We start from the raw sequence: 20,296 nt of genomic DNA on the forward strand, positions 1-20,296 counted from the left end.
GTCGTGGTTGATGTGTCCTGTGATCAACACGACGGAGGGGGCGCCCGCGCGGCAGCGCGAAATCCTCGGTCGAACAGCGGGCTCGCACTGGCCCGCACGGCGCTCAGAAGAACACCGGGTCACCGATCCGTGTGTGGCGCGATGCCGTCCCGGTAGTCATCCCCGCAACCTAGTCGACCGAACTGAGCCGACGCCAGCACGCCCATTCCGTGGCGCGGTTTGCGGGAAGGGTGACTTGGCTGCCCGTCTGGTCAGTTCCCGCAGTCGTCGCCGGGGTTCTCGGGCGCGGGCTGCGGGGCAGGTACGGGGTCCGTCGGCGCCGGAGGGGTGGGGGTGTCCGGGGTCTCGGGAGGCTGCGGGGCTTCCGGAGGCTGCGGGGTCTCCGGAGACGGCGGGGCTTCCGAAGGCTGCGGGACCTCCGGCGGCTGCGGGACTTCCGGAAGCTCCTCAACAGGCGTTGATTCTACGGGAGTTGGAGTCACCGGCTCCGGTGAAGGTGGCGTGGGCGCCTCGGCCTCCGGGGCGTCCGGTGTGGTCGGCGCGTCCGGGACCACTGGCGTGGTCGGCGCGTCCGGGGCGTCCGGCCCTTCCGGGTACGGCACCTCCTCCCCCGGCGTCACCGGCACCTCGGGCGTCACCGGCACCTCAGGCGCCTCTACCGGAGGCTCGGTCACCGGCTCGGCAGGGCTCGGCGCAGGCTCATCGACGGCCGGCGGCTCATCGACGGTCGGCGGCTCATCGACGGTCGGCGGCTGCTCGACAGCCGGCGGCTGCACGTCCCCGGGACCGGGCTCCACCTCAACCACCGTCCCAGTTCCAGTTCCAGTTCCAGTTCCAGTTCCAGCGCCGCCCCCACCCCCGGCCCCGGACCCCGCCTCAACCCCGGCCCCCGACTCGCCCGCAGCCCCATTCCCCGCCGTACCCGAACCGCCGACCTCGGCACCCAGAACCCCGGCACGCAGAACCCCGGCACGCAGAACCTCAGCCCCACCACCCGCCCAGCGCTGCTCGGCCTGCTTCACCTCGGGCGCCCCGGCCGATCCAGCCGACCCCGGGCCCGGGCCCTCGCGCACTCCCGGCTCCCCCGCCCCGCCCCCCTCCGACGGCTGCGCCACCGGCGCCTCCGCCAGGGGCACCCGGGGCGGCGCAGGCGTCGGCGTGGAGCCGCCCGTGCCGAGGGCGAGGACCATCGCGAGGGCCATGCCGGTGACGGTCGCGCCGGCCGCGACGGCGGCAGGCACCTTCGCGGTACCCGCCCCACCTCCGGTCACCGCCTGGCGGACCCCGTGCAGCACGCTTCCGACCTGACCGCCGAGGGCAGCCGTCGCCCCCGCCGACCCGGCGGCCAGCGGCAGCAGGAACTTGCCCGCGGCGCCCAGGCCGAAGACCAGCAGGGCCGGGCCGACCAGCGCGGGCAGCCGGTCGTTGGCGCGCATGAGTACCGCGAGCCGGCCGCGGCAGTCGGCGCAGGCGTCCACGTGGGCGAGCAGGCGTTCCGACTGGCGCGGGGTCGCGTTGCCGCGGACGTACGCCGGCATGCGCACCCAGTGGACCTCGCACGCGGGGTCGTCGGGGGCGGCCGTCTGGGAACGGAGGAAGGCCTGCCGCATGCCTTCGCGGGCGCGGTGCAGCAGTACGGCCGTCGCCCCCTCCTTGGCGCCGATGCGCCGCCCGACCGTCTCCAGCGGCTGACCCTCCGCCTCCGCGAGCCACAGGGCCTGCACCCAGCGCTCGGGCAGTTGGCCCAGCACCCGCACCAACAGGTCGACCGAGGAGACCTGTTCGGCCGGGTCCGTCATGCCCTCGGTGTGGGCGGCGGCCCCGTCCCGCTCGGCGACCTGCGGGTCGTGGTGCGGGGTCTCGCGCGTCTCGCCGCCGGCCGATGCCGCCAGGTGCCGCACGGTCGTCATCAGGTACGCCGGTACGTTCTCGATCTCGTGGCCCGCCGACAGCCGCCGCCAGACGCGGAAGTGCGCCTCAGCGACCAGGTCCTCGGCCGCCCAGGAGTTGTTGCGGGTGAGCGAGCGCGCGAACGCGACCAGGCGCGGCTGCTGTTCCTCGTAGATACGGGCGTACGAGGCGGTGGTGGACACGGGAGGTGTCGCCTGGGCGGGCACCTTGGCGGAACCGTCGGACATGGCTGGAACGCTCCGGTTGCCTGCTGGGGCGGTGGGCTGAGGGGCGGACGAGTTTGTCAGCGTAGATGACTAAAATCTCAAGTAAATGGTTCGCGTGAGTTAGATCACAGGCACGGGCGGGTCGTTCCCCGTAATCAACAGGGCTGCCGCGTGGTCGAGAAAGCGCACAGAGACCGGCAGTAGACCCGACCGTGGAGAAGAACGTCCATGCGCCTCACCCTCGAACAGCCCGTTCGCGCCCGCCTCGTCACCCCCGGCTCCGCCCAGCTTCCGATCCGCCCCACGCTGCGCTACCTCGCCGCCGAACCCTTCGCCGTGCACGTCGACTTCCCGGCACACGTCTCGGCCGACGAGGGCGGGGTCACCTGGACGTTCGCCCGCTCGCTGCTGGAGGAGGGGCTGGACGCGGCGGCCGGGATCGGGGACGTACGAATACGGCCGTGCGGGCGGTCCCGGACAGTCGTCGAGTTCCACGCGCCGCACGGCATGGCGGCGATCCGGTTCGGGACGGCTTCTCTCCGGCGGTTTCTGCAACGGTCGTACGCCGTCGTCGAGCCGGGGAGAGAGGAGCTGGGGCCGGAACTCGACCACGGCCTCATGTCCCTCCTCGACGGCGTGTGAGGCCCCAGTCGGCCAGTCGGCCAGTCGGCCAGTCGGCCAGTCGGCCAGTCGGCCAGTCGGCCTTCGTCAGGTCCCTCAGGTCCCTCAGGTCCCTTCCGTCAGGTCCCTCAGGTCCGTCAGGTCCGTCAGGTCCGTCAGGTCCGTCAGGTCCGTCAGGTCCGTCAGTCAGTCACGATCGGTTCCAGTACGCGCGTGCCCGTCTGTCGGTAGATCACCGAGCTGCGGAAGCTCACCACCTCGCGGCGGGCGCTGAAGCGGTCCATGAGGAAGGCGTGCAGATGCTCGATGTCCGGGACGGCCACCTGGACGAGGAAGTCGTCGTCGCCGGAGACCACGAAGACCGAGACGACCTCGGGGAGTTGGGTGAGGTAGCTCTCGAAGGCCTCGATCACCTCGCGGCTCAGCGGGCGCAGCCGGGCGAAGACCAGGGCCTGGAGCGAGCGGCCCAGCAGGCGTGGCTGTACGGCCGCGTGGTAGCCGGTGATCACTCCGCGGGCGCGCAGGGCGCGGACCCGTTCCAGGCAGGTGGAGGGTGCGATGCCGACCCTGCGGGCGAGTTCGCGGTTGGTGAGCCGTGCATCGCGCTGGAGATGGGTGAGGATCGCCGAATCAGTGTCGTCCATGGCCGTCATTCTTCCCGCGGTTCCGAATTTGGTTCGGCCGAGGCGCTCAACTCCCGTACCGCGCAATAGATTTCCCACGGCTTTGCGGGACTCCGCCTCGACCCCCTCGACCTCCTCCTCCCCCGCCGCCGGACCGAAGGGAGCCCTCGTCCATGACGACCGCCGCCGCACGACCGGTCGGCCAAAGCATCGGCCAAGGAATCGGCCAAGGCCTCGACCGAGCCGTCACCCAGGCCGTCGACCACTACGACCGGTTTCTCGCCGAGCACTACACCTGGATGCTCGGGGGCGATCTCGACGCGCTCGCCGCGGGGCAGGGGGCCGCTCTCTCGGGGTGGGGGGTCACTCCCGGGGCGGCGATCGGACCGGCGGCCGGGGCGCTCGCCGTGGATCTGGGGTGCGGGCCGGGGCAGGCGAGCCTGGCGCTGGCCGGGCTGGGCTTCGACTCCGTCCTCGCGGTCGATCTGAGCCGGCCGTTGCTGGACGAACTCGCCGCGCACGCCACCCGGGTACCGGCCGTGCGGGTGGTGCGGGCGGATGTGCGGACCGCGCTGCGGGAGTTCGTACGGCCGGGGTCGGCGCAGGCCGTCGTATGTCTGGGTGACACGCTGACCCATCTGCCGACCCGGGGGGATGTGGCCGCCCTCTTCGCCGACGTCGCCGCCGCGCTGGCGCCCGAGGGGACGGCCGTGTTCGCCTACCGTGATCTGACGGTCCCGCTCACGGGGACGGACCGGTTCCTGCCGGTCCGGGCCACCGAGGACCGGATCATGACGTGCTTCCTGGAGTATCCGGACGACTACGACGACTACACCGTCCTCGTCCACGACCTGATCCACACCCGCAACGCCGACGGCCCCGACGCCAACTGGACCCTCACGGCCCGGAGTTACCGCAAACTGCGGCTCTCCCACGCCTGGGTGCTGGACCAGCTCCGCACGGCCGGGCTGCGGGTGCGGCACGAGGAGAGCGGGGCCGGGGGGATGCGGACGGTCGTCCTCGAACGCGGGACCTCTCGGGGCTCAGGGCCGAGGCCCTCGACGGAGCCGTAGGCCTGCCCGCGCCAGGTGGCGGATCCGCTTCGTTCGGCCCTCGTCGGCGAGGAGGGTGAGGGCGGGGGCCGGTGTGCCCGGTGCCTCGGCGAGCAGCGCCCACTCACGGAGGCGGTCGGCCAGGAAGGCGTGACCGGCCGTCGCCGCGGCCATCGACTCGGCCCAGGCGGTGTACTCGGGGGTCGCGTGGCTCGCGGCGGCCCTGCGGTCCAGGTGACGGGTCACGGCGGACTCGGCCATCGTCCGGTCCGGGTCGGTGAGGATACGGCGGACCAGGGCCGCTTCCTCGTCGGGCGTGGGGTTCTCCAGGTGATCCAGCTCCAGGTGCTCCAGGTGCTCCAGGTGCTCTAGTTGCTCCAGTTGCTCCAGTTGCTCCAGTTGCTCCAGTTGCTCCAGTTGCTCCAGTTGCTCCAGCTGAAGGGTGTAAGCGGCGAACCGGGCGTGCTCGGGAGGTTCGTCGTCGGCTCGATGGGCGGGGCGCATCCGGCGATGGTGGCTCATCCGTGCCGTGTCCCGCCGCACAAATGGTTTGTCGCGCCGAAACGGGCCGTCCTACAGTGAGTTCACTTCGAAGAGACGTTCCCCGGAAGGAAGCCGCAGAGCGGGAGCGTCCCACCTCGTGGAGGTGCAGGAGGGGCGGCAGTCCTTGTCGACCCCTCATTCGGAGGCCCCTTCATGAACGTCCGTACAGACGTGGGCATCGGTCTGCCCATCGGCGACCCGGCCGCCCTTCTCACCTGGGCCCGGCGTGCCGACGCCGGTCCCTTCAGCACGCTCGGGCTGCTCGACCGGCTCGTCTACGACAACCCGGAGCCGCTGGTCGCCCTGGCCGTCCTCGCGGGCGCGACCTCACGCGTCCGCGTCCAGACCGAGGTGCTGCTCGCCCCGCTGCGGGACACCGCCCTGCTGGCCAAGCAGGCGGCCACGCTGGACCGGATGACCGGGGGGCGGTTCGTCCTCGGCCTGGGGATCGGCGGGCGGGACGACGACCACGCGGCCACGGGCACCGCCCTGCGCACTCGCGGGCGGCGCCTCGACGAGCAGATGGCCGTCATGAGCCGCCTGTGGCACGGAGAGCCGTACGGCGACGGCGTCGGTCCCATCGGCCCGGTGCCCGCGCGTATCGGCGGCCCGGAGATCCTCTTCGGCGGCTTCCAGCCCGCCGCGCTCGAACGCGTCGCGCGCTGGGGCGACGGCTTCCTCTGCGCGGCGGCGCCTTCCTGGGCGGGCGGTCTGTTCGACACCGTCCGCGGGTTCTGGAAGGAGTACGGCCGCGACGGGCGGCCCCGTCTCGTGGCCCAGGTGAACGTCGCGCTCGGCCCGCCGGACGTGGTCGACGACGCGCGTGCCCGGATGCACGCGTACTACGCCTTCACCGGCATGGCCGACCGCATGGTCGCCGGCCTCCTCACCACCCCCGCCGAGATCCGCGCCGCGCTGGGCGCCTTCGCCGGCCTGGGCGCCGACGAGGTCGTTCTCTACTGCTACGGCGTCGACCCCGACCAGGTGGACCGCCTGGCCGACCTGCTGTGAAGCCGTATCGGTGAAGCCGTATCCGTGAAGCCGTATCCGTGAAGCCGTACCCGTGCAGCCGTATCCGTGAAGCCGTACCCGTGAACCCGCTTCTGTGACACCGCTGTTGCCGGAACTATGGCGTCCGCCACAGCCGGGTGTGTCGGGTCCTGTTGGACTCGGCGCACCCGTCGTCGTCCGCCCTGCCTGGAGGCCGCGTGTTCCTGCTGATCCTGCTGTTCGTCGTGGTCGCGGTGATCGTCGGCGTGGGGCTGTGCGGATACGGCGGCCGCACGCTGGCCGACCACGGGCTGCGGCGCGCGCATGCTCCCGCCGTACTGCGCGGTCTCGCCGCCCTCGCGGGGGCGGGGGCGTGTGCTCTGTACGCGTGGGGGCTGCTCGCCGTGTGCGGCGCGGTCATGACGGCGGAGGACGGCGGCACCGACTCGTCGCCGGCCCGGTCCTGCCGTACGGCGGGCTGGCAGGAGCGGAGCCGGCAGGGCATCGAGATCGTCGACCACAAGGTGACGTACATCCCGCTCGGGTTCGTCTGCGAGACCAGCGACGGCGGGAGCTACGACAACGGTGACGTGCCGGGGTACGTCAACCCGGCCGTCTTCGGGCTCGCCCTCGCCGGCGCCGGGGGTGTGATCGGCTCGGCGTACGTGTCAGAGCTGCGGGCCCGTGCCGAGTTCCGCGGGCAGCGGGCCGGTTAGCCTCGGATGTCCAGGCTCGGCTGAAGCGGTCGGCCGTGGTGTTCGGAGGCAGACATGGCGAAGGTTCCCAGCGCGGTGGTCGCCGCCGGCGGGCTCGTGGGTGGGTACGGCGTGGCTCGCTGGACCAGGAAGCGGCAGCTCGGCGGGGCCGTGCTGGCCGTCGCGGGGGCCGCGGCCGCGCAGCAGTGGCGGCGGCAGGCGGGCGGGAAGGCGGCGGGGGCGTTGACCGCCGCGTATGTCGCCGCCTTCGCCGGGTCGCATCCGCTGGCGAAGAAGGTCGGCGCGTGGCCGGCGGTGTTCGGGGTGGCGGGGGTCGTGGCTCTGGCGTCCTGGGCTGTGGCGGACCGCCGGTAGCGTCCGGTGGGGGCGCCGTGAATCGCCGTCCGGCGGCTGCGGCACCATCGCGCATTGTGGGATGCCGCGGATCGCCGTCCGGCGGCTGCGGCACCATCGCGCATTGTGGGATGCCGCGAATGGGTGTCCGGCGGCTGCGGCACCATCGCGCATTGTGGGATGCCGCGAATGGGTGTCCGGCGGCTGCGGCGCCATCGTGGCTGGTCGCGCAGTTCCCCGCGCCCCTTTAGGGGCGTTGCCGTGCCGTCGGACGCCTGGCGGGGTGCCGCGAATGGGCTTCTGGCGGCTGCCTGCGCCATCGAGGCTGGTCGCGCCCGCGCGGCGGAGCCGCATATCGATACAGCCCCGCCCCCCCCTTTAGGGCGTTGCTGGGCAGCGTATCGATTCGTGCCGTCTAGGCGTGGTGGGTCAGTACGTTCACCACGTGGCCGGTCGGGGCGCGTACGAAGAAGCGGCGTACGCCCCACTCCTCGTCCTGGAGCTCGCGGACGATTTCGGCGCCCGAGGCCACCACCTGGGCGTACACGGCGTCGACGTCGTCGACCTCGACGCTGAGGTCGGGGACGACGGGGGCGGTGCGTTCCTCGGTGAAGAAGCTGATCTGGGCGGTGGGGTTGGTGAGGGACGCCATGGTTGTCACCCAGCCCATGTCCATGACCTGTTCGAAGCCGAGCAGGGCGTAGAAGTCGCGGCTGGTCTCCAGCTGTTCCTCGGACGTGACCTGGTGGTTGGGGACGATTCTGCGGACGGTCATCGGATGCGGCTCCTGGTCTCTCCTGGTCGGTGGCGGACTTTTTGTTATCGCCCCCAGTCTTCCCCCGTCTCCTCACCGTCCCCAGCCGCAGGCACGCGAGGAATGACGACGTGACACGACAGATCAGCCGCCGGAGCATGCTCAAGGCCGCGGGCGCGGCAGCCGGAGCCGTCGGGATCGGTACGGCCGTGCTGCCGAGCCCTGCCTTGGCGGCCGGCGCCTACGCCCACCCCGGCCTTCTGCACACCGGCGCCGACCTCGGCCGTATGGCCGCCAAGGTGAAGGCGGGCGCCGCTCCCTACACCGCCGGGTTCGCCAAGCTGACCGCCAACCGGCACGCGCAGAGCGGCTGGGCGGCCAACCCGCAGGAGGTCGTGTACCGGGGCACGGGGTCGCCCGAGAACTACCGCACCCTCTACAACGACGTCCACGCCGCCTACCAGAACGCCCTGCGGCACCACGTCAGCGGTGACAGCGCGCACGCCGACACGGCCGTCGCGATCCTCAACGCCTGGTCGGCGAAGCTGACGAGCGTGCAGGGCAGCGCCGACCGGTTCCTGGCCGCCGGGCTGTACGGCTACCAGATCGCCAACGCCGCCGAACTGGTCCGTGACCACCCCGACTTCGAGCTCGACCGGTTCAAGGAGATGCTGAGCAGCTGCTTCGCCTCGCTCAGCGACGACTTCCTGGTCCGGCACAACGGCGCCGTCGTCTCCAACTACTGGACCAACTGGGACCTCGCCGCCATGGCCTGCGTCCTGGCCTCCGGGATCTTCTGCGACGACCGGGCCCAGGTCGCCCGGGCCGTCGAGTACTTCAAGCACGGCGAGGGGCTCGGGTCGATCAGGCACGCCATCCCCGTCGTGCAGGACGACGGACTCGCCGAGTGGCTGGAGGCGGGCCGCGACCAGGGGCACGCGCTGCTCGGGGTCGGCCTGATGGGCACCTTCTGCGAGATGGCCTGGAACCAGGGCATCGACCTGTACGGCTACGACGACAGCCGGTTCCTCAAGGGCGCCCAGTACGTCGCCAAGTGGGCCCTGGGCGGTGACGTGCCGTTCACCGCGAACACCCGTAAGAAGGGCGCGATCAACGGCTGGTCGGGGTCGGAGACCGTCACCGAGGCCGCACCCGTGGACCCGGCGATGGTCCGCCCGATCTGGGCGATGATCGCCAACCACTACACCAAGCGCCGGGGCCTTTCGGCGACGTACCTCACGCGGATCGCCGCGAAGTCGGCGCCGGAGGGCGGCGGCGGGGACTACGGGCCCAACAGCGGCGGCTACGACCAACTGGGCTTCGGCACGCTGGCGTTCACGCGGGAGCGGGCCACGGGGACGGGCACGGGCACGGGCACGGGCTCGGGCGGTTCGCAGAGTCCGGCGGCGTCCGCCTCGGCCGGTGCGTCGGCCGGTGCGGGGGCGGACGCCCGGCCGCAGGGCGGGGGCGCGGCATCGCCCTCGGCGTCCGCCTCCGCCGCCACGGGCGGTGACCTCGCCGCGACCGGCTCGAACGACGTCGTCGGCTGGACGGCCGCCGCGGGTGTCACCGCTCTCGCGGGTGGCCTGCTGCTGATGCGGCGTCGGGGCCGGGGCCAGCGCGAGGCCTCGTCCTCCCAGCCCCAGTAAGGGGCACGCGAAGGGACGCGATCTCCGGTCCCGGTTCCCACCACGGGGGGCGCCGGGGCCGGTCCTTCACCCTCCGGTCGCGCCCGTCGCTCCCGTCGCCCCGGTCGCGCCCATCGCTCCCGTCGCGCCCGTCGCCCCCGTCGCCCCCGTCGCGCCCGTCGCCTTCGCCGCGGACGGCTTCGCCACCGCCGTCAGCGGGCGGGCGATGTCCTCCAGCGAGCGGCGTTCGGCGCGGACCGCGAGGAAGGCCGCGACCAGGCCCGCCAGGCACATCAGGGTGGCGCCGATCTGGAAGGCGAGCACGGTGTCGCCGACCTTGCCCGTCTCGGTGAGGTCGGCGAAGAGCAGGGGGCCGCTGATGCCGCCGGCCGCGGTGCCGAGGGCGTAGAAGAAGGCGATGGACATCGCGCGGGTCTCCATCGGGAAGACCTCGGAGACCGTGAGGTAGGCGCTGGAGGCGCCGGCCGAGGCGAAGAACAGCACCGCGCACCAGCAGGCCGTCATCGTGGTCGCGCTGAGCGAGCCCCGGTCGAACAGCCAGGCCGTGCCGAACAGCAGCAGGCCCGAGAGCAGGTAGGTCGAGGAGATCATGACCCGGCGGCCGACCGTGTCGAACAGCTTGCCCAGCAGCAGCGGGCCGAGGAAGTTGCCGACGGCGATGACCGCGAAGTAGTAGCCGGTGTTGCCGCTCGGCACGTCGAAGAACGTGGTGAGGATGGCGCCGAAGCCGAAGGTGATGGCGTTGTAGAGGAACGCCTGGCCGATGAAGAGGGAGAACCCGAGGGTCGCCCGCCTGCGGTACTTCGAGAAGACCGTGCGGCCGATCTCCACGAAGGACACGCTCCGGCGCTGGCGGATGGTGATCTCGCCCTCGGCGCGCGGCAGCGGTTCGTTCCGCTCGGCCTCGACCTTGTGCTCGATGTCGGACACGATCCGTTCCGCCTCGTCGTCACGGCCGTGGATCAGCAGCCAGCGGGGGCTCTCCGGGACGTGCCGGCGGACCAGGAGGATCACCAGGGCGAGGACGGCGCCGAGCGCGAACGTCAGCCGCCAGCCGAGGTTCGCGGGCAGGACAGCGGTGTTCAGCGCGACGATCGACAGCAGCGAGCCGCCGACCGCGCCGAGCCAGAAGCTGCCGTTGATCATAAGGTCGACGCGGCCGCGGTACTGGGCCGGGATCAGTTCGTCGATCGCGGAGTTGATCGCCGCGTACTCGCCGCCGATGCCGAAGCCGGTCAGGAAGCGGAAGAGGAAGAACCACCAGGTCTCGAAGGAGAGGGCGGTCAGGGCCGTCGCCGCCAGATACACCGCGAGCGTGATCATGAAGAGCTGCTTGCGGCCCCATTTGTCGGTCAGGCGGCCCCAGAAGAGGGCGCCGAGGCAGGCGCCGGCCACGTACAGCGCGGCGGCCATACCGGTGACCTGGCCGGAGGTGATCGGCAGTCCGCTGCCGGGTTCGGAGAGGCGGGGCGCGATGTTGCCGACGACCGTGACTTCCAGTCCGTCGAGGATCCAGACGGTGCCGAGGCCGATCACGATCGTCCAGTGCCAGCGCGACCACGGGAGGCGGTCGAGGCGGGCGGGGATGTCGGTCGTGATGGTGCGGCCGGTCCCGGCATCTGCGGTGGTCATGGGCCCCCTCCTCGGCACTCCCCCTCGGCGCTCCTCGTCGAGCGGAACCCGTGTCGAGTGCCCTGAGAACGCCGGTTCTACCCCCCGGCACGCTCCCGCTACGCGCCCAGCGCCCGCGACACCGTGTAGATCACGAGCCCGGCGAGCGAGCCGACCACCGTGCCGTTGATCCGGATGAACTGGAGGTCGCGGCCGATGTGCGCCTCGATCTTGCGCGTCGTGTGCTCGGCGTCCCAGCCGGCCACGGTGTCGGTGATCAGGGAGGTGATCTCCTTGCGGTAGGTGGTGACGACGTACACCGCCGCGCCCTCCACCCAGCTGTCGACCTTGGCCTGGAGCCGCGGCTCGACCGCCATCCGCGCGCCCAGCGACAGCAGCGAGGCACGCACGCGCAGCCGCAGCTCGCTGCGCTCGTCCTCGGCCGCCGAGACGATCATCGAGCGTACGGCGGTCCACGCGGACGCGATCAGGTCCTGGACCTCGCCGCGCCCCAGCACCTCGCCCTTGAGCCGCTCGACCCGCGCGCGGGTGTCGGTGTCGGACTGGAGGTCGGAGGCGAAGTCGGTGAGGAAGCGGTCGAGGGCGCCACGGGCCGGGTGGGAGGGCATGTCGCGCATCTCGGTGACGAAGCGGAGCAGCTCCTTGTAGACCCGCTCACCGACCCTCTTGTCGACGAACTTCGGGGTCCAGCCGGGGGCGCCGCCCTGCACCGCGTGCATGATCTCGTCGTCGTGCAGGATCAGCCAGTTCTGCGCGCGGGCGACGATCAGGTCGACGGCCCGCTTGTGGCCGCCGTCGGCGACGATCTTCTCCAGCATCTTCCCTATGCCGGGCGCGATCTCCTGGGCGTCGGCGCGCCGGGTGATCGCCTCGCCCACGACCGCCTGGACGTCCGAGTCCCGCATGACCGTCAGGGCGCCCCGGAGCGCCGCCGACAGCTCGGCGGTCACCCGGTCGGCGTGCTCGGGGTCGGCCAGCCAGGCGCCGAGGCGACTGCCGATGCCGACGGCGCGCAGGCGTTGTCGTACGACGTCCTCGGAGAGGAAGTTCTCGCCGACGAACTCGCCCAGGGAGATGCCCAGCTGGTCCTTCTTGTTGGGGATGATCGCGGTGTGCGGGATGGGCAGGCCGAGGGGGTGGCGGAACAGGGCCGTGACCGCGAACCAGTCGGCGAGCGCGCCGACCATGCCGGCCTCGGCGGCCGCCGCGACGTAGTGCGCCCAGTCGCCGGCGCCCTGGTTCGAGGCGACCTTGGCGAGGACGTACACGAGTGCCACGAAGAGCAGCAGCCCGGTCGCGGTGATCTTCATGCGCCGTACGCCGCGCTGCTTCTCCTCGTCGGCGGCGGTGAACGTGTTCATCGCACGAACGGCCGAGGCGGGGACGCGCCGGTTATCGGCGGCATCCGACCGGGCATGCATCTCTACGCCAGGCGTTCCCGTTTCATCCGGATCTGTACGTTCCATTCCGCTCCACCCGTCCAGGATCCCCCGCAACACATTGTCCCTTCCTGACCGACTCCTGGAACGAACCAAGAGTTCCCGGCGTCTGTTCCGGTGGGGGGAGGTCGATGGCGAAGTCCGGGTGAACTCCGGCGGCCCAATGGGGGGTCTGTGCAACTCCTCTCTGCCTTATGACGCATCATGAGGTGATCACATCGGAGCCTCGGGCTCCCATCCGCCCGAGGAGATACGCACCGCATGACCAGGCATTACGGTTATGCCCTGCTTTCGGAGGTAATCGCCCTGATCGTGGCGGTCTCGACCGCCATATATGTCGGAGTCGCCTCCGACGAGGGCAGCGCCACCCACAGGACCGCTCCCGTCCGTGAAGGCGCGCCGCGCGACCCCGCCGCACCCGCCTCCACCGGCATCTGGGTCGGCGCCTGGTCCGCCTCGCCGGTCGGCGCCGAGCCCGGCACCGAGGTCGAGGGCCTGGCGGGCCGTTCGGTGCGCAACGTCGTCCACACGAGTGTCGGCGGCACGAGCGTGCGGATCACGCTGTCCAACCTCTACGGCCAGTCCGCGCTGACCCTCACGCACGCGTCGATCGCGGTCGCCGCGGGCACCGGGACCGCGGCGGCCGTCGCGGACACCATGCGGCGGCTGACCTTCGGCGGCGGCGCCAGTGTCGTCATCCCGCCCGGGCGGCAGGTGCTGAGCGACGCCGTGCGCCTCGCGATCCCCGCGGACACCGACATCCTCGTCACCACCTTCTCGCCCACCCCGTCCGGCCCGGTGACCTTCCACCCGCACGCCCGCCAGACCAGTTACGTCGCGGAGGGCGACCTCACCGAGGACACGACCGGAGTGGCGTACACCGGGAAGGTCGGCTCCTGGCGCTACCTGACCGCGCTGGACGTCCTCAGCCACGAGTCCGACGGCACCGTCGTGGTCTTCGGCGACTCCCTGACCGACGGCATCACGTCCACCGAGAACGCCAACCGCCGCTGGACGGACGTCCTCTCGCGCCGGCTGCGCGCGGCGGTCGCGGCCGGCCAGGACGTGCCGCGCTACAGCGTCGTCAACCAGGGCATCAGCGGCAACCAGATCCTCGCCAGCGGCGCCGGGCGCCCGGCCGACAACCAGGCGGGCGTCGGCCGCTTCCACCGCGACGTCCTCTCCCGGACGAACGTCAAGGTCGTCGTCATCGACCTCGGCGTCAACGACATCCTGCGCACCCCGAAGCTCGCCGACCCGAGCCGCATCCTGAACGGCCTGCGCACCCTGGTCCGCCAGGCCCACGCCCGCGGCCTGAAGGTCATCGGCGCCACCCTGATGCCGTTCCAGGGCCACCGCGGCTACACCGACGCCCGCGAGAACGTACGCCAGCGGATCAACGCCCAGATCCGCACCGGCAAGGTATTCGACGCGGTCGTCGACTTCGACCAGGCCCTGCGGGACCCGTACAACCCCCGCAAGTTCCGCCCCGACTACGACTCGGGGGACCATCTCCACCCGAGCGACAGGGGCTACGAGCGGATGGCGGAGACCTTCGACCTCAAGGACCTGAAGGGCGCGGCCCCAGCGGAGCTGTAGCGGCCACGGGGAGCTGTGCGGACATCCGGCCCCGGCTGCCGGCTCAGTCCTCGCCCCGCTCCCGGGCCCCCCGCTTCCCGTGCCGCCACAGGTCCCGGTGCTCCTCCAGCATCTCCCGGTGCGTCTCGTACCGCCCGTCCCGGACCGACTCCCGCAGGTCCCGTCGCTCCTCGCGTCGCGCGAGCCTTTCCCGGCGGCGCTCCTCGCGGAGCTCCTGACGCTGTTCCCGCGTGCGCTTGCGCTCGACGCCGACGCCGCCCCAGAAGGCGAACCCGGTCACGATCACCCGGGGCGCGCCGGGATCCCCGGCGACCCCTTGCTCACGGTGGTCGAAACTGCCCATGATCCCGATCCCGCGCACCACGACCTCGACCCCGGGCGGCACCACGATCTGCACGCCGCCCATGATCGCGACGCAGTTGATCACGATCTCCCGGTCCGCGAAGTCCGCCTCCCGCAGATCGATCGTCCCGCCGCCCCAGAAGGCGACACAGTCGAACCGCTTCGGTGCCGTCCACCGCCCCTTGCGCTGGAACTCCGACATCACGGCGACGCCCCACGCCGACGACCCCTCGCCGCCGACGACCCGCTCGGCCCAACTCGCGTCCGAGCCGGCCGACTTCTTCACCATGTCGACCTTCGGAACGGCCACGACGCCGACGGGCAGGTCACGGGTCAGCGGGGCCAGTTCGCCGTACGTGCGAGCCTTGTACGTGGCGTCCAGGCGTTCCTCGAACTCCTCCATGTCGAGACGCCCCTCCGCGAGGGCGTCCTGCAGGACCTCAACGACTCGTTCACGATCTGCGTCGGAGGCGCGAAGCTCGGCATCGTCGGTCATGTACAGCAGCCTACGAGCTACCCCGCCCCGGGGCTACGAGATCGCCCGCTCCGCCTGCTCCGCGTACATCTTGGCGATCACGGTCTCGATGTCCGGCTCCCGCACCGACAGGTCCACCAGCGGATACTCCGCCGCCACCCGCGCCACCAGCACCGCCGCCGACTCGGCCGCCGGGAACGCCAGCCACTGCCGCGGCCCCTCCACCTTCACCACGCGCGCGGGCGGCACCTCGATCGGCGGCAGCTCCCGCTCCAGGTCGACGACCAGGACGCGCTCGCTGTCCCCCACCTCGTGCAGGCCGGCCAGCGGACCGTCGTACATCAGCCGCCCGTGGTCGATGACCATCACCCGTGAGCACAGCTGCTCGATGTCCTGGAGGTCGTGCGTGGTCAGCAGCACCGTCGTGCCCCGCTCGGCGTTCAACTCCCGCAGGAACTCCCGGACCCTGGCCTTCGAGATGACGTCCAGGCCGATCGTCGGCTCGTCCAGGTACAGCACCTCCGGATCGTGCAGCAGCGCCGCCGCGATGTCGCCGCGCATCCGCTGCCCGAGGGAGAGCTGGCGCACCGGGACGTCCAACAGGGCGGACAGGTCGAGGAGTTCGACCAGACGGTCCAGGTTCTCCCGGTAACGGGCGTCCGGGATGCGGTACATGCGGTGCATCAGCTTGTACGAGTCGAGCAGCGGGAGGTCCCACCACAGGGTGGTGCGCTGGCCGAAGACGACGCCGATGCGGTGCGCGAGCCGGGTGCGCTCGCGGGACGGGTCGATGCCGGCCACGCGCAGCCGGCCGCCGCTCGGGGTCAGGATGCCGGTCAGCATCTTGATCGTCGTCGACTTCCCGGCGCCGTTCGGCCCGATGTAGCCGACCATCTCGCCGCGCGGCACGGTGAAGGAGATCGAGTCGACGGCCCGCACCTGCCGCCGCTCCCGCTTCAGGAAACCGGTCTTCTTGCGTACGTCGAAGACCTTCTCGACACCGTCGAGTTCGATGAACGCGTCCGTGTCCGCCCCGGCTTGCGTGCTCGGGTCCGTGTTCGTGTCCGCCATGGTCCGCCCCTAACTTCCCGTACTCCGATACGACCGCAGCCCGGCCCGCCACGCCAGACCGGCCAGCGCACAGCACACCGCCGCCACCAGCGGCGACAAGAAGGCCGCCCAGTGCGGCAGGTCGAGCGGATACGGCCGCTCCAGCACATAGGCGGCCGGCACCCAGTTGACGAAGGCGAGCGGCAGCAGGAACGTCACCCCGCGCACGAAGTCCTTGCCGAACACGGTCGGCGGGTACTGCAGCAGCGTGGTGCCGCCGTACGTGAACGCGTTCTGCACCTCGGCCGCGTCCTGCGCCAGGAACTGGAACGCCGCGCCCGCCACGAACAGCGCGCAGAAGATCACCCCGCCGCTGACCAGCATCATCGGCACCAGCAGCACCTTCGCCGCGGTCCAGTCGACGTCGACGGTCAACAGCGCCCAGACCAGCACCAGCACGCCCTGGGTGATCCGGCCCAGCCGGCGCAGCGCGAAGTGGTCGGCCGCGACCTGGGCGAGCACCGGGGCGGGCCGCACCAGCAGGATGTCGAAGGAGCCGTCGCGCATCCGGCCGCCCAGGACGTCCATCGAGCCGAACGTCAGATCGGCGAGCCCGAACGCGGTCGCCGACAGCCCGTACAGGAAGGCGACCTCGGGCAGCGACCAGCCGCCCAGCGAGTCGACCTGCGAGAACATCAGCAGGATCGCCACGAAGTCCAGGCCGGTCACCAGCAGGTTGCCGAGGACCGTGATGACGAAGGACGTCCGGTAGGTCATGGAGGACCGGATCCACATCCCGGCGATCAGCCGGTAGGCCCGCAGCGCCTCACCCGCCCTGGATCCCCCGAAGGGCTCGCCCGCCCCGGTTCCGGCGGTCCGGGCCGTTCCGCTCGCGGAGGTCTCAACCACCCTGCACCACCACCCGCCGCGTCGCCGCCGACTGCACGAGCCGTCCGGCCGCGAGCAGCACCACCGCCCACGCCGCCTGGAAGGCGTACGCCCGCCAGGGGTCGGTCTCCCCCATCAGCACGTCCGCCGGCATCTGGAGCTGCGCCGCCCACGGCAGTACCCGCACGATCTCGCCGAAGGCGCCCGGGAAGGCGTTCAGGGGCAGCACCATGCCGGAGAAGAAGATCCCGGTGATCATCAACGCCTGGTTGACGCCCATGCCGTCCATGAGCCAGAACACGCTCAGGGCCGCCAGATAGCGGATCGCGAAGCTGACGACCGTCGCGAGCAGCAGGGTCACCACGAAGGCCAGCCACGGAGTGATCTCCGTCGGCAGCGCCATCGGGAAGAACACGGCGCCGAACAGGAACGGGAGCACACCGCGTCCCAGCATCTGGAACAGCGCCCGCCCCACGTCGCCCGCCAGCCACCAGAGTTGGAGATCGGCCGGCCGGTACAGGTCGACGGCGATCTCACCCGTGCGGATGCGCTCCATCAGGTCCTTCTCGGCGCCGCCGCCCTGGATGGCCAGGGTCGCGTAGAGGCACTGCCCGAGCCACACATAGGTGACGGCCTGCGCCTGGCCGTAGCCGCCGAGATGCGGCTTCTCGTCCCACAGCGCCAGGTAGGTGTAGACGAGGATCACGCCGAAGACGGTGTTGGTGAACACCCCGGCCGCCGTCGCCGCCCGATAGGTCGCGTATCTTCTGAATCCGCCCACAGCGACGGCTAAGTACAACCGCCCCGATCCCACATCCACAGCCCTCCTCGCCCGCGCCGGCACCGAAGCGCAGGAGCCTAGTGCGCGCGAGGCACGGGCTGCCAGGCAATTTCCGGGCGGCGCGGCACGAGAGTCTGCTCACTTTCCGCAGACACGCTCCCGATTCCGGGAACGGAACGCCCGGTGCGAGAGTCTTCAGCAATGGGGGCGCAGTAGGCGTACGAGGCGTACGGGAACGTACGACGCGAAACAGGAGTCCGTGCACGAGATGAGCGACGAGCCGCAGCCGCAGCCGCAGGCGCAGCAGCCGAACGTGAAGCCCAAGCGGCCGAAGAGGACGGGCTGGCGGCGGATCATCCCGACCTGGCGGATGGTGCTGGGCACCTTCGTCATCGGCACGCTCCTGCTCGCCGGCCTGTTCTTCCTCGGCTACTCCATGGTCAAGATCCCGCCGGCCAACGCCCTCGCGACCAAGCAGGCCAACGTCTATCTGTACGCGGACGGGTCGGTGATCGCCCGCGACGGCGAGGTCAACCGGGAGAACGTGACGCTCGCGCAGATCTCCAAGGACGCCCAGCACGCGATCCTGGCCGCCGAGGACCGCGACTTCTACACCGAGTCCGCGATCGACCCCAAGGCGATGCTGCGCGCCGGGTGGAACACCGTCACCGGCAAGGGCAAGCAGTCGGGCTCCACGATCACCCAGCAGTACGTGAAGAACTACTACCTGCGTCAGGAGCAGACCGTCACCCGCAAGGTGAAGGAGTTCTTCATCTCGATCAAGCTGGACCGCGAGAAGAGCAAGGACGAGATCCTCGAGGGTTACCTCAACACCAGCTTCTTCGGCCGTAACGCCTACGGCATCCAGGCCGCCGCCCAGGCCTACTACGGCATGGACGCGGGGGATCTCGACCCGGCCCGTGCCGCCTATCTGGCCGCGCTGGTCAACGCGCCCAGCGAGTACGACGTCATCGCCCACCCGGAGAACAAGTCCGCGGCGGTGGCCCGCTGGAACTACGTGCTGGACGGCATGGTCACCAAGGGCTGGCTGAAGGAGTCCGAGCGCGCGGGCATGAAGTTCCCGATGCCGAAGGAGGCCTCGACCTCCACCAACCTCTCCGGTCAGCGCGGTTACATCGTGCAGATCGTGAAGGACTATCTGACCCAGAACAGGATCGTCGACAAGGACTCCCTGGAGGCCGGCGGCTACCGCATCACCACCACGCTCCAGAAGGACAAGCAGAACGCCTTCGTCGACGCCGTGAACGACCAGCTGATGTCCAAGCTGGACAAGAAGAACAACAAGGTCGACAACTACGTCCGCGCGGGCGGTGCCTCCGTCGACCCGAAGACCGGCAAGGTCGTCGCGATGTACAACGGCATCGACTACGTGAAGCAGTACACCCCGAACGCGACCCGCCGGGACTTCCAGGTCGGCTCCACCTTCAAGCCGTTCGTGTTCACCTCCGCCGTGGAGAACGAGTCGACCACGCAGGACGGCCGCCAGATCACCCCGAACACGATCTATGACGGCACCAACAAGCGCCCCGTGCAGGGCTGGACCGACAGGACCTACGACCCCGAGAACGAGGACCAGCACTCCTACGGCGACATCACCGTCCGCTCGGCCACCAACAGCTCCGTCAACGCGGTGTACGCGCAGATGGCCGTCGATGTGGGCCCGGAGAAGGTGAAGGACACCGCGGTCGAGCTCGGCCTGCCCACCAGCACCCCGGAGCTGTACCCGTCCCCGTCCATCGCGCTGGGCGTGGCCACCGCCAGCGTCCTCGACATGGCGGAGGCCTACGCGACGCTCGCCAACCACGGCAAGCACGGCACGTACACCATGATCGACCGGGTCACCAAGGACGGCGCCGACGTCATCGAGCTGCCGGAGCGCAAGACCTCCCAGGTCATCAGCCGCGAGGCCGCCGACACCACGACGTCCGTGCTCCAGAGCGTCGTCGACAGCGGCACCGCCACCGCGGCCCTCGCCGCAGGCCGTCCGGCCGCGGGCAAGACCGGTACGGCGGAGGAGGACACCGCCGCCTGGTTCGCCGGCTACACCCCCGACCTGGCCACCGTCGTCTCCGTCATGGGCCAGGACCCGGACACGGCGAAGCACAAGTCGCTGTACGGCGTGATGGGCCTGGACCGCATCAACGGCGGTGGCGCGCCCACCGACATCTGGGCGCAGTACACGAAGACGGCGCTGAAGGACAAGCCGGTCCGCGACTTCGACCTGGAGCTCCAGGAGGGCGCCGACCAGCCGCAGTACCCGACGACGGACCCGACGCAGGGCGACCAGAGCACCGGCGGCCAGAACGACGGCGGCACCACCGGGGACCCGACGACCGGCGGCCAGGACACCGAGGGCCAGACCGGTGGCGGTGAGACGCCGGGCCAGACGGACGGCGGCACCACGGGCGACACGACGACCGGCGGCACCGACAACGGCGGCACGACCACCGACGGTGGTACGACGGGCGACACGACGACCGGCGGGACCGACACCGGCGGCAGCACCGACGGCGGCACCACGGGCGACACGTCCACCGGCGGGACCGACACCGGGGGCAGCACGGGCGGCGACACCTCCACCGGCGGCACGGACACCGGCGGCGGAGGGACGACGGGAACCACCGTCGGACCGCAGGGCACCACCCGCAGACAGTGAGGTCCGGGCGACCGG

At 71.2% G+C, this 20,296-nt stretch carries 18 protein-coding genes; 8 read left to right on the forward strand and 10 right to left on the reverse strand.

Going from position 1 to position 20,296, the window contains the following annotated elements:
* Window positions 1-251 precede the first annotated feature (251 nt).
* Window positions 252-2,138, reverse strand: coding sequence for a sigma-70 family RNA polymerase sigma factor (locus AQJ67_RS22745; protein ID WP_062720901.1), 1,887 nt, complete (start codon window positions 2,136-2,138; stop codon window positions 252-254).
* 207 nt (window positions 2,139-2,345) lie between these two features.
* On the opposite strand from AQJ67_RS22745, the gene AQJ67_RS22750 reads away from it, so the two are divergent.
* Window positions 2,346-2,759: an SsgA family sporulation/cell division regulator gene (locus tag AQJ67_RS22750; RefSeq protein ID WP_062720902.1), complete on the forward strand. Its 414-nt coding sequence runs from the start codon at window positions 2,346-2,348 to the stop codon at window positions 2,757-2,759.
* A gap of 161 nt (window positions 2,760-2,920) precedes the next feature.
* Here AQJ67_RS22750 and AQJ67_RS22755 read toward each other — a convergent pair whose 3' ends face one another.
* The gene (locus AQJ67_RS22755; RefSeq protein WP_062721071.1) at window positions 2,921-3,382 is read right to left on the reverse strand and encodes an Lrp/AsnC family transcriptional regulator; all 462 of its coding nucleotides are present in this window, start codon (window positions 3,380-3,382) and stop codon (window positions 2,921-2,923) included.
* Between the two features lie 152 nt (window positions 3,383-3,534).
* On the opposite strand from AQJ67_RS22755, the gene AQJ67_RS22760 reads away from it, so the two are divergent.
* The gene (locus tag AQJ67_RS22760; RefSeq protein ID WP_079056100.1) at window positions 3,535-4,434 is read left to right on the forward strand and encodes a class I SAM-dependent methyltransferase; all 900 of its coding nucleotides are present in this window, start codon (window positions 3,535-3,537) and stop codon (window positions 4,432-4,434) included.
* Here AQJ67_RS22760 and AQJ67_RS22765 read toward each other — a convergent pair.
* Window positions 4,405-4,917 (reverse strand): hypothetical protein, encoded by a 513-nt coding sequence (locus AQJ67_RS22765; RefSeq protein ID WP_062720903.1) that lies wholly within the window; start codon window positions 4,915-4,917, stop codon window positions 4,405-4,407. The genes AQJ67_RS22760 and AQJ67_RS22765 overlap by 30 nt on opposite strands.
* Before the next feature lie 192 nt (window positions 4,918-5,109).
* Here AQJ67_RS22765 and AQJ67_RS22770 point away from each other — a divergent pair, with 192 nt between their 5' ends.
* The 3 genes from AQJ67_RS22770 to AQJ67_RS22780 all read left to right on the forward strand — a co-directional run bounded on the left by AQJ67_RS22770 (window position 5,110) and on the right by AQJ67_RS22780 (window position 7,016).
* Complete coding sequence (locus AQJ67_RS22770; RefSeq protein WP_062720904.1) at window positions 5,110-5,967, forward strand: LLM class flavin-dependent oxidoreductase; 858 nt, start codon at window positions 5,110-5,112, stop codon at window positions 5,965-5,967.
* A 197-nt stretch (window positions 5,968-6,164) separates the two neighbouring features.
* Window positions 6,165-6,662: a hypothetical protein gene (locus AQJ67_RS22775; protein ID WP_062720905.1), complete on the forward strand. Its 498-nt coding sequence runs from the start codon at window positions 6,165-6,167 to the stop codon at window positions 6,660-6,662.
* Window positions 6,663-6,716: 54 nt separating this feature from the next.
* Window positions 6,717-7,016: a hypothetical protein gene (locus AQJ67_RS22780; protein ID WP_062720906.1), complete on the forward strand. Its 300-nt coding sequence runs from the start codon at window positions 6,717-6,719 to the stop codon at window positions 7,014-7,016.
* Between the two features lie 394 nt (window positions 7,017-7,410).
* Here AQJ67_RS22780 and AQJ67_RS22785 read toward each other — a convergent pair whose 3' ends face one another.
* Window positions 7,411-7,770: a VOC family protein gene (locus AQJ67_RS22785; RefSeq protein WP_062720907.1), complete on the reverse strand. Its 360-nt coding sequence runs from the start codon at window positions 7,768-7,770 to the stop codon at window positions 7,411-7,413.
* 137 nt (window positions 7,771-7,907) lie between these two features.
* Between AQJ67_RS22785 and AQJ67_RS22790 the strand changes: the two genes are divergently transcribed.
* Window positions 7,908-9,398 carry an alginate lyase family protein gene (locus tag AQJ67_RS22790; RefSeq protein ID WP_062720908.1) on the forward strand — a complete coding sequence of 497 codons (1,491 nt, stop codon included), beginning with the start codon at window positions 7,908-7,910 and terminating at the stop codon, window positions 9,396-9,398.
* 66 nt (window positions 9,399-9,464) lie between these two features.
* On the opposite strand, the gene AQJ67_RS22795 is transcribed toward AQJ67_RS22790, so the two are convergent.
* Window positions 9,465-11,030, reverse strand: a complete 1,566-nt coding sequence (locus AQJ67_RS22795; protein ID WP_062720909.1) for an MFS transporter — start codon at window positions 11,028-11,030, stop codon at window positions 9,465-9,467.
* Window positions 11,031-11,128: 98 nt separating this feature from the next.
* On the reverse strand, window positions 11,129-12,391 hold the full coding sequence (locus tag AQJ67_RS22800; protein WP_062720910.1) for a DUF445 domain-containing protein: 1,263 nt from the start codon (window positions 12,389-12,391) through the stop codon (window positions 11,129-11,131).
* A gap of 339 nt (window positions 12,392-12,730) precedes the next feature.
* Between AQJ67_RS22800 and AQJ67_RS22805 the strand changes: the two genes are divergently transcribed.
* A complete protein-coding gene (locus AQJ67_RS22805; RefSeq protein WP_062720911.1) occupies window positions 12,731-14,068 on the forward strand; it encodes an SGNH/GDSL hydrolase family protein in 1,338 nt (445 codons plus the stop codon).
* A 43-nt stretch (window positions 14,069-14,111) separates the two neighbouring features.
* Here the strand turns inward: AQJ67_RS22805 and AQJ67_RS22810 are convergent, their stop codons facing one another.
* The 4 genes from AQJ67_RS22810 to AQJ67_RS22825 all read right to left on the reverse strand — a co-directional run bounded on the left by AQJ67_RS22810 (window position 14,112) and on the right by AQJ67_RS22825 (window position 17,637).
* Window positions 14,112-14,906: a DUF1707 SHOCT-like domain-containing protein gene (locus tag AQJ67_RS22810; protein ID WP_062720912.1), complete on the reverse strand. Its 795-nt coding sequence runs from the start codon at window positions 14,904-14,906 to the stop codon at window positions 14,112-14,114.
* A gap of 33 nt (window positions 14,907-14,939) precedes the next feature.
* The gene (locus tag AQJ67_RS22815) at window positions 14,940-15,956 is read right to left on the reverse strand and encodes an ABC transporter ATP-binding protein (RefSeq protein ID WP_062720913.1); all 1,017 of its coding nucleotides are present in this window, start codon (window positions 15,954-15,956) and stop codon (window positions 14,940-14,942) included.
* Window positions 15,957-15,965: 9 nt separating this feature from the next.
* Window positions 15,966-16,730 (reverse strand): ABC transporter permease, encoded by a 765-nt coding sequence (locus AQJ67_RS22820; protein WP_062721073.1) that lies wholly within the window; start codon window positions 16,728-16,730, stop codon window positions 15,966-15,968.
* 106 nt (window positions 16,731-16,836) lie between these two features.
* Window positions 16,837-17,637, reverse strand: a complete 801-nt coding sequence (locus tag AQJ67_RS22825) for an ABC transporter permease (RefSeq protein ID WP_062720914.1) — start codon at window positions 17,635-17,637, stop codon at window positions 16,837-16,839.
* A gap of 235 nt (window positions 17,638-17,872) precedes the next feature.
* Between AQJ67_RS22825 and AQJ67_RS22830 the strand changes: the two genes are divergently transcribed.
* Complete coding sequence (locus AQJ67_RS22830; protein WP_062720915.1) at window positions 17,873-20,281, forward strand: transglycosylase domain-containing protein; 2,409 nt, start codon at window positions 17,873-17,875, stop codon at window positions 20,279-20,281.
* Window positions 20,282-20,296 lie beyond the last annotated feature (15 nt).

Origin of the sequence: Streptomyces caeruleatus (assembly GCF_001514235.1) — a bacterium.
GTDB lineage: Bacteria > Actinomycetota > Actinomycetes > Streptomycetales > Streptomycetaceae > Streptomyces > Streptomyces caeruleatus.